The 9,608-nt window shown below is 57.9% G+C and carries 6 protein-coding genes and 2 pseudogenes; 3 read left to right on the top strand and 5 right to left on the bottom strand.

Annotated elements, in window-relative coordinates:
- Positions 1-578: 578 nt before the first annotated feature.
- From WS45_RS36565 to WS45_RS33945, 3 genes and pseudogenes are all read right to left on the bottom strand, one after another.
- Positions 579-2,096, bottom strand: coding sequence for a DUF1810 family protein (locus WS45_RS36565; RefSeq protein WP_373557201.1), 1,518 nt, complete (start codon positions 2,094-2,096; stop codon positions 579-581).
- Between the two features lie 925 nt (positions 2,097-3,021).
- Positions 3,022-4,515: an NEL-type E3 ubiquitin ligase domain-containing protein gene (locus tag WS45_RS33940; RefSeq protein ID WP_179950390.1), complete on the bottom strand. Its 1,494-nt coding sequence runs from the start codon at positions 4,513-4,515 to the stop codon at positions 3,022-3,024.
- Positions 4,516-4,885: 370 nt separating this feature from the next.
- A pseudogene (locus tag WS45_RS33945) lies at positions 4,886-5,395 on the bottom strand (integrase core domain-containing protein); the annotation flags it as partial.
- A 45-nt stretch (positions 5,396-5,440) separates the two neighbouring features.
- Here WS45_RS33945 and WS45_RS23800 point away from each other — a divergent pair.
- The 3 genes from WS45_RS23800 (at position 5,441) to feoB (ending at position 8,147) form a co-directional block, all read left to right on the top strand.
- Entirely contained in the window at positions 5,441-5,755 is a 315-nt protein-coding gene (locus tag WS45_RS23800; RefSeq protein ID WP_156437257.1) for a hypothetical protein, read from the top strand.
- Positions 5,756-6,054: 299 nt separating this feature from the next.
- The gene (locus WS45_RS23805; RefSeq protein ID WP_059533149.1) at positions 6,055-6,300 is read left to right on the top strand and encodes a FeoA family protein; all 246 of its coding nucleotides are present in this window, start codon (positions 6,055-6,057) and stop codon (positions 6,298-6,300) included.
- A complete protein-coding gene (gene feoB / locus WS45_RS23810; protein WP_059533151.1) occupies positions 6,297-8,147 on the top strand; it encodes a ferrous iron transporter B in 1,851 nt (616 codons plus the stop codon). Before WS45_RS23805 ends, feoB begins: the two co-directional genes overlap by 4 nt.
- Before the next feature lie 459 nt (positions 8,148-8,606).
- Here feoB and WS45_RS23820 read toward each other — a convergent pair whose 3' ends face one another.
- Both WS45_RS23820 and WS45_RS33950 read right to left on the bottom strand, forming a co-directional pair.
- Positions 8,607-9,149: a hypothetical protein gene (locus tag WS45_RS23820; protein WP_059533155.1), complete on the bottom strand. Its 543-nt coding sequence runs from the start codon at positions 9,147-9,149 to the stop codon at positions 8,607-8,609.
- Between the two features lie 125 nt (positions 9,150-9,274).
- A pseudogene (locus tag WS45_RS33950) lies at positions 9,275-9,545 on the bottom strand (transposase); the annotation flags it as partial.
- Positions 9,546-9,608 lie beyond the last annotated feature (63 nt).

Genomic DNA, 9,608 nt, shown 5'->3' on the forward strand with positions numbered 1-9,608 from the left:
GCCATGCTGCGTGACGGCACCATTTACCAACCCAAGTCAGCCCCTAACGCTTGACGAAACATATAGGGGCACCCCCCGAAGAACCATACGTGCGAGCGTTCCCCTGCATACGGCTCGAGCACAGCATGAAGCGTCGCGCTGACGCCGGCCTCGCCAACTGCACGAGCACTTCGCCAGCATCCAGTTGTTGATTCGCCTCATCACTGAGACGAAGGGCGCTGAACCGTAGTCATACCAGTCTCTCACAAGATTCCCCTCGGTGAATCTCAAACGTGGACTTGCGACAACTGCACCACGCGGTGGTCTGCACCTTTTCAGGCCAGGGCAAAATTTGAACCCGCATTTGGGCGATCACAGCCCGGCATTCGATTTTCCCGCATTCTCTTGTCTGCTCCTCCAACAGCTCGCCTTGCGGCTCACCTGCCACGGGTCCGGTTTCAGACCGATGGCGGAGAATCGTGCTTACCACGTTCCCGTTCCTGCCGACCCTCAAACGGGTTGAACTTCACCTCGCAGCGAGCGCCCTCTTTTGGACGCAAGTTCGAGCCAAGGTAAAGTCGCCGATACCCCCTTCTCACTCAACCTCCTAGTAACCGAGCGTTGAGCAAATCCACTGTCTTTTCGTCTCGCTTTCCGCCAAAATACTTCTCTAGCGCGGTAGCGAATACGCTTCCACTGTCGGCAGCCGCCATCGAGAACAATGTCATCGATGAATGAAATTTCATTGCATCCACGACGCCAAAAATTTCTTGAATCGACCGTCCTTTTATTTGATTTACGGCCTCAGTCATTTCCGTTATACGCTTACCCAGCTCGGGATGCGACAAGTAGCTGATAGCCTCCGACAACGAACCAATCGCGAACCGCTTAGCGTTGTCACTCATCCCGAGCCCCTTGAGCTGGGGAAACATGTACCACATCCAGTGCGATTCCTTACATCCGTTGCGCAGTTCCTTTATGGCCGCATTAAAAGTCGAGGCCTGAACGTTCACAAAGCGTGAAAGGTCGTAGCGGTCGCTCACCGTACCCGAGATCTTCCGCTCGCGCCCCACTTGCGATCCGCACACGTTATCTGAAAAGTGGCTTAGCAGGTCGCCAGTCAATTCAACCGCTTGATTGGGTACAGCCGCATTGTAATGACTTGTTCCATTATAGAAGATTGTAATTGGCTCACCGCCATCACTCGCACTGGGGTGCACAGTAAACACCGTTTCGCGACACTTATCCAAAATTCTAATTGGGCGACGCAATACATTCGCCAACAAATATGGAACAATATCGCCCTTTTCCCATTCTCCTTCACGCACCAATTTTAAAGCGAGCGACTCGACATCGTTGCCAACCACAAAAGGCGCATAACTCCCCTCGTTTGATCGCAGTTCTCTGACCGCTTCGGATCGAAGCGTACTCGCACCTCGACCTAAATCTCCCGATTTGTTAAGCGCCTCGAAAAAGCAATTGCCATCGGAGTCAACGACCTCTTCGTCAAGAGTGCTTCGGTAAGACTTGTACGCCAGCTTGCTGGCCCCGGCATGCATCTCTTTCACCAGCGCTAGCGAGCCCTCCTCGAGCTGAGCCATTTGACTAATTTCCGCGATCAGACGATATGCCGAGGCTACCTGTTCGTATGATGCGGCTGCATTCAAGGGCCTCTTTGCCAGTTCGTATGACTGCGCTGCCTGCATGGCGATGACGGCCGCCTCCTCGCAAAACGCAATTCGCTGATCTGGGTCGTGTGCTTCATCGCAGCCCGCTCGTCGGTAGGCCTCGCTCACCTTTGCATAAATCGACGCAACTCCCCCCAAATCCGCCTCGTCATGCCGAGCCCGATTCAGCAGCGCGTGGATGCAGGCCGCCTCATCCACACCGATATTGTCAGCATTAGTGCACGTGAGTCGATGAAGTAGCGTATTGTCACCGCCGACGGTCACGCACAACAACCGCCCTGCTTCAAACTCCGTCAAATCATACTGCCCGCCCCCAAAGTGGTCCGCAGTCAGTTGCATGCGACGCCCACCCGAAAAGAACAACATGATCCGCCCCCCATCAGACACTTCAAACTTTTGAAATGTCATGATATCCGGCGGATTATCCAACAAGCGGTCCTGCTGAACGAGCGGGTCGTTTTTGCCCCGATGCGAACACGATGCGACCCGCCCATCACTCGAAACGACGCTTGAGATACAAGCCATAGGGGATCACCGTTTAATAGGCAATCGCGTGAAGTTGTCGGCGACGCCAGCCCGCGATTGGCCGGATGCCGAGGCTACGTGCCGCCCAATTCTGGGGATTTTGACCAAAGACACACGGCATTTTTCGCGTTTCCGACACGGATGACGAATTACTTCCATGCATCAACCGAAGCCAACTTCGCGCGATCAACAGTTTCACTAAGAGGAACAGACCGAACAGGTGCGCCGTGTTCCTGCACCAGGCCCCTGTCTGTATCATGTCTTGCGATGGCAAATAGATTCTTGACGAAGTGAACCAGAGTCGCTTGCCGCATCAAGCGACGTCAATAGACTTCCACAATCCTCACAGCTATTCCAAAGGAATTAGAACACTCCCCTTCCGTCTCGAATTTCACAAACCGCTCAAGAGGCAGCACCCGACGACCGCCAGCTCAAGCTCCGGCCAATGTATATCAAGAATTGCGATTACATCACGGATGACAAGGCTGCCATCACGCTACCTTGAGCATTGACTCAATATCCTGGCCATGACTGTACGTGTAAGGCGACTGGCCATCCGCAATCAATCGGTTTGCTATGCTATTCGGAGGTTGATTAATCAGAAGCGCGCAGCTAACGAGCAGCTCAGCCGCCGCTTCAATAATGAAATTCTACTAATTTCACGCTTATATCCTCTCGAAAGCGAGTGCGATCTTCACAAATTATGGATAATATTGCCAAAAAATGAGTGCTCAACTCAATTCTTTGCTCGAAATTCGAGAATATCCACTGACAATTGTACGTGCGCCCGCCACTGCAATCATGACGAGATGCCGAGAATTGGGTCAAGTCATAAACAACTCGCAGTCAATGCGCGCACGACGTTATCTTCGAGGCTTTTGTGCAGCTCGGCCAACTCATCACATTTTTTCTTATATTCGCCGTCGCTCATATCAGCAGGCGGAACCGACAATTTGTCCATATTCGCCACCACTGGCGCCAACCAACGCGTGAACGCATCGACGTGTGTTCGTTTCAGATGCTCCTTCCACGGTTCATACTTACACAAAAACTCTCGTAACTCTTCACTTGCCTCTAGACGCCGTACCGTCGCGATCGCCTGGATCAAGTCTTTTTGACTCACTCGTGCAGCAAACCGATGAAGCATGTGGATCGACTTGCCGGGAAGGTCGAGAGGCTCCTTCAGTTGTGTGCGGTAGGCCAGGTGGACTTCCACCGGATCGGATCCTGGTGTGCACTTTTCCCTGGCGATGCGTTCTACGACGGCCTGCCGGAACTTCTGCTTGCCGAGTCGAAGCAGTGCCTGTTGGGAAAAATCCCCCCGGGATGCCTTGTGATTGACAATCGCGTCCTCGACATACTCGAAGCCCAATGCCACGCGATCAGCACACGCACCGAGCGCGTCTTCCGCGATAGCAAAACAGGTCGACCTCAGCTCAGCCGAACGACCAAGCTCATCCAGCACGTCACAGATCCGTTGCGCCAGCAACGTGCGCGCGCCGCCATTCAGTGCTTCCGCAGTCTTGTCAAGACGGTCGAGCAGCGTCGCAAAATTGCACGCGTTGCGTTCGTCGTCGAAATGAGACCATTGAGTCGCTACGTGGTCGCACCCAGATGTCCAGCGGCTGACCGCCAGCATTAGCGCATTGTGGGGTGCACTGGGCCTTGCGTCGACCCGTGACGCATTCGAATCGCGACGATTCGCGCGACCATCAGGACCACACGTGTCACTCACATCCGGAACAGCGGATTGCGCGATCCGCTCACCGCGGTCCAGCGACGATGAGAGGTTCTGCTCCCCCAACAACCCTGGAACGCCGACAAGAACCGATGCGCCCGACTGATCACTCTGGCGAATCGAACCGACGATGCTCTCCCCACGTGACATCCCGGATGGATGATGAAGACCTTCGATGGCATCTCCTCCAACCGCTCCGTCGATCCAATTGACGTTCCCATTGATGTCGCCCCTGACGATTCCGCCGAGTTGAGTGACGCTTCCATTGACGTCCCCCCCGACAGTCCCGTCGAGTCGATCGACGCTCCCATTGATGTCTCCCCTGACAGTTCCGTCGAGTCGATTGACGCTTCCATTGACGTCCCCCCCGACAGTTCCGTCGAGTCGATTGACGCTCCCATTGATGTCTCCCCTGACAGTTCCGTCGAGTCGATTGACGCTCCCGTTGACGTCACCTTCAACGGTCCCGGCCAGTTGGTCTACGTCTCCGTTCACATCGCCTCTGACGATTCCAATCAAATTGCCGATCGAACCCAGCACGTCTCCGGTCACCGTCCCGGCAAGCTCGTCAATAGGACCTATCACGTCTCCTCGTACAGTCTCCACCGCCCTCACAACACGCCGGCCCTGAGCGGGGGTAGCGCTTAAAGTCGCATGCCGGGTTGATTGCCTACCTGACGTGAACGAGAAGCTCACGTTAACACAGCCATTGATCGCTCTTGAAAAGTGGCCTCGCCATCCAGAAAAGTCGTTGTTGCTCGCGAAGCCCGACTCATCTACATCGGATCGCGAAGGAGGGTAAGCACCCCAATTTGTGCCCGAATGGTGGGAACGAGCAGAAGCGGATGATAGAAAGTTGGTGCGAGAAATCGGCATGTTGTGGCTCCGCAAAAGCTGGACAATCAGGAAAGATCTACATAACACCTGTGATCCGCCCGGGCTTCCTAGACCAGATCTAGGGCGAGTTTTCCGGTGTTTCGGGTCCAGCCGGACCCACCGAAAGCACCAGCTGGCGGGCGAATTCAGTTGGTGCCAATTCTTTGAGCGCAGAGTGAGGACGGCTCTCGTTGTAATCCCGACGCCAAACCTCGATGATCGCTTTGGCTTCGCCCAGCGTCTCGAACCAATGTAGGTTCAAACGCTCGTCGCGGAATGATCCGTTAAATGTCTCGATGTGGCAATTGTCCGTCGGCTTGTCCGGGCGGCTGTAGTCGATTTTTGCGCGACAGTGATATGCCCACATGTCGAGCAGGCGCCCGGAGAATTTCCTGCCGTTGTCCACGAACAGGTGTCGCGGAGCTCCGCGTCTGACGGCGATATGATTCAATGCTGACACCGCGTGTTCGCCTCTCAAATGCTGTCCAACTTCGATGGCCAATGTTTCTTTCGTGAAGACATCCACGATCGTCAAGGTGCGGAACTTCGAACCATCAGCAAGCTGGTCGGCCACTAATGGTATGGTCCACCCGCTTCTTTTATCGTAGTGGCGCTACCACCCTTGGAGGTCGCCATGAACTCGGTCACGTTAGGAATCGATCTCGGCAAGCAATTTACGCGCCGAATACCGTGCGAGCAGCCTCGAAAGTCATGGCACTCATCCCTCGACACGCTCGACGGTACCGCAATGACCGATCTGACCGAGGCCCTGGCGAACTTCAACTTCTACGCGGCCATCTGGAAGGCGGCCGTCATCGGCGAGCGCAATGATCACCGCTTCCTGTACGAACCTGCGGGGGATGTCCTACTCGTAAGAGGCACGGGTGAACGCAAAGCAACACAAGCAACCTTCATCGCCGCTCCAACCACCGGACGAGGTGCAATGTGAAACCTACTCTCTATCTTTCGGTTTACGCAGCCGCGCTGGCAGCATCGCGGTGTCGTAGTGGTTGACGAAGTCCTGCGTTGTCGGGCCGTCTGCGCGTTCTTCTGCATGGCGGCCGCGTTGTGCTGCCGGTCGGCCGGTTCTATATGGAGCGTTTCAGGCAAGCGTAGGCATTCATGCGATCCGGCGCGCGCCTGCGGCGAAATGCCTCGAGCATTGGTCAAAAACGTGTAGCTGTCATCTCGCTGCCCCTTTATATAATGAGAATCACTCTCATTGTTTGTGGTGGACTTTAGCCAGCGATGCGCCTCTCGAACCTGACGAAATACACGCCAGCCCTCGTCGACCATGTCGACGACGTACAGCCGGACGACCCAATTGCGCAGCGTCTGCGCGATCTCGGCTTCGTGCCCGGCGAGCCGGTGCGCGTGGTAGCGCGCGGGCCATGGGGTGCCGACCCGATCCTGATCCAAATCGGTTCGACCCGCTTCGCGCTGCGCCGCGCGGAAGCAGAGCGCGTCAGCATCCGAGAGGCCGGCCGCTCATGAGTTCCGCTGCATTGCGCGTCGCGCTGGTCGGCAGTCCAAACTGCGGCAAGACTGCATTGTTCAACCAGTTGACGGGTGGCCGCCAAAAGGTCGCAAACTATGCGGGCGTCACCGTCGAGCGCAAGCTCGGGAAATATGTCTCGCCGTCCGGCCGGCAGATCCAAGTGCTCGACCTCCCGGGTGCCTACAGTTTCGATTCGACGAGCCCCGATGAGCGCATCACGCGCGACGTGCTGCTGGGCTACCATCCGGGCGAAATACCACCCGATCTCGTGGTCTGCGTGGTCGACGCAACCAATCTGCGCCTGCACCTGCGCTTCGTGCTCGAAGTGCAGCGCCTCGGCCGTCCGGTCGTGCTGGCGCTGAACATGATGGACGCCGCGGAGCGGCGCGGCATCCGCATCGATGTCGCTGCGCTGGAGCGCGAACTCGGCGTGACGATTGTCCAGACCGTGGCAGTCCGGCGCGAGGGCGTGAGCCCGCTCGTCGACGTGCTCGATCGTGAGCATCCGGGCAAGCGCGAGACAACGCCTGCGCCGGACCTCGGAAGCGGCCCGGACGCGATTCACGCGCGAGTGCGCTCGCTGCTTGCCACCGCGGTCGAGATGCCGCGCGCTACCGACGCGCGCGACGACCTCATCGACCGCTGGGCACTGCATCCGGTGCTCGGGCTCGTCATACTCGCTGCCGCGATGTTCCTGGTGTTCCAGGCGGTTTATTCGATTGGCAAGCCGATGACCGACGCAATCGGTGACGGCTTCGCGTGGCTCGGCACGCTGGCCGGGGCGTGGCTGCCAAGCGGGCCGCTGCTCGGTCTCATTACCGACGGTCTGATCGGTGGACTCGGCACGGTGGTCGGCTTTCTGCCCGAAATTTTGGTGCTGTTCCTGTTCATTCTGGTTCTGGAGGAGTCGGGCTACTTGCCGCGCGCCGCGTTCCTGCTCGACCGCACGATGGTGTCAGTCGGGCTTACCGGACGCTCGTTTATTCCGCTGCTGTCGAGCTTCGCGTGCGCGATTCCCGGCGTGCTCGGCACGCGCAGCATCACAGACTCGCGCGATCGGCTTGCAACGATTCTCGTTGCACCGCTGATGACGTGCTCCGCGCGCCTACCGGTCTATGCGTTGCTGATCGGCGCATTCATTCCGTCGCATCGCGTGCTCGGCCTGTTCAACCTGCAGGGCATCGTGCTGTTCGCGCTGTATGCTGTTGGAATCGGCGGCGCGATGCTGGTGGGCTGGATCATGAAGAAGCTGCGCGGTCACGCGGGCGAGCATGCACTCCTGATGGAACTGCCGTCGTATCGCCTGCCGCGGCCGCGCGACGTTTTGATCGGCCTATGGGAGCGCGGCTCGATCTTCATGAAGCGGCTGACCGGCGTGATCCTCGCACTGACCGTGCTGATGTGGTTCATCTCGACATTTCCGTCGCCACCGGCGGGTGCCATCGGCCCAGCGATTGACTACACGTTCGCCGGCTATCTGGGCCGCGGTCTGCAGCACGTGTTCGCGCTACTTGGCTTCAACTGGCAGATCAGCCTGTCGCTGATTCCCGCATTCGCCGCGCGCGAAACCGCTGTCGTGGCACTGGCGACCGTTTATGCGGTGAGCGGCGGCGACGCCGACATCGCGAGCGTCGGTCATGCGCTCGCCGCCAATTTCTCGCTCGCCAGTGCGTTGTCGCTGCTCGTGTGGTTCGCTTTTGCCCCGCAATGTATGTCGACGCTGGCCGTGATTCGCCGCGAGACCGGTTCGTGGCGCATCGTCGCGCTCGCGTTCGGCTACATGTTCGCGATGGCGTACACCGCGTCGTTCGCGACCTATCAGATTGCGAGGGCGTTGTCATGAGTTCAGGATTCGGTTGGCAGTACATGGTGGTCGCTATCCTTGTGATTGGCAGCGCATGCTTCGTGTTGTGCAGGTTCGCGCGCCGGCTGACGCGAAACTCTACGGTCGATGGCGGGTGCGGTGATGGATGCTGCGGATGCGCCGCCGACAACGAAGCGGCGTCGGTCGCCCGGGGCGAGCAGCCGCTGCGGTTTCATTTGCGCAGGCCGCAGGCACTGAGCGGCGCGCGCTCCCAGGCCGACGCGCTGCAATCAATGCGTCCCACGAAGTAATCTATGGCTACCGACGCAGGGCGTCCGGACCGTCCAATGGGACTTCGTGCTGCGCGGCGAAGTAGTCCAGGCGCGTCGACTGATACGCCGCCACGCTGAGTCCGCCCCTCCGCATCAAGCACTTCTTTGATGAAGCGTTGGCAGTTTATGTAAAAAATATAAACTGCCAACGCTTCATTCATCCTAGTCAGCCGCGGAACTCCGGCATGATTCGCTTCATGAATTCGTCTAACAGCGGGACGGTAAACGCTGTATCTCCGTAGGTCGGACTCCAGATCATGCCTTTGCTGATCGGTCCGCTGCGAATCGCTCCAAGAGACTCGACTTTACGGCCAAGTCGGGGCGCTATATCCCCCGACCGACGCGGGCCTGGACCAAGATCCGCCATCGCCCGTAGATACTGCTTCTCCGTCGGCGTGAGACGATCGAAACGGACCCGGAAGAAGCTCTCGTCCAACGCTGCGACGGCCAGCTCCGAGGCATTTGGTGACATCGGCCATGTGTAATCTGGGCTTGCGTCTGCGACATCCCATGCACTCTTGCGCCATTCCTGCAAAAAATAGGGGTAGCCTGAAGTCTCTTGAACGATGCGCGCGACCGCTTCGGGCTCGACATCGATGCCCTCCTCCTCGGCTGGAACCGTGATGGCGCGCTCGGCTTCGCCGATTGGGAGAGGTCCGATCTCGACAAAGTCGAACAAGCGTTCGGCGTAAGACTTCGCTTCCCCCATGCGACCTCGCAACTAAGGCAGACCCGCGCCGATCACGGTGACGTGCGGGCGCTGTTGCACGCAACGGTGGAGCGCCGAAATTAGGGCTGCGAGCCGCATATACGATCCAAGATTATTCAGGTTCGACGTTTTAGCCGATCGCGCTCCATTTTGACCTCGGCCAGTTCGCGCTTGGCCCGCGCCAGGTCGACCTCCACTTCTGTCAGTGGCTTCTGGTGCCGACCGACATCTTTCAGCTTGCCGGCCTTCGCCGCGCGTACCCAGTTTGCCAGCGTCTTGGTTGAAATCGACAACCGCCGGGAAGCTTCCGATACCCCCAACACCCTCAGTCAACGCCAGCTTGACCGCTTCGTCGCGAAGCTCCTTCGTATAGACCGCCCTTGGAATTCGATTCATCCAAGCCAACGTTTCTCGATTTTACGAAACGTTGACTTCCATTTTTCAGGTCGGCCCCAGTAT

Source organism: Burkholderia sp. RF2-non_BP3 (assembly GCF_001522185.1).
GTDB lineage: Bacteria > Pseudomonadota > Gammaproteobacteria > Burkholderiales > Burkholderiaceae > Burkholderia > Burkholderia diffusa.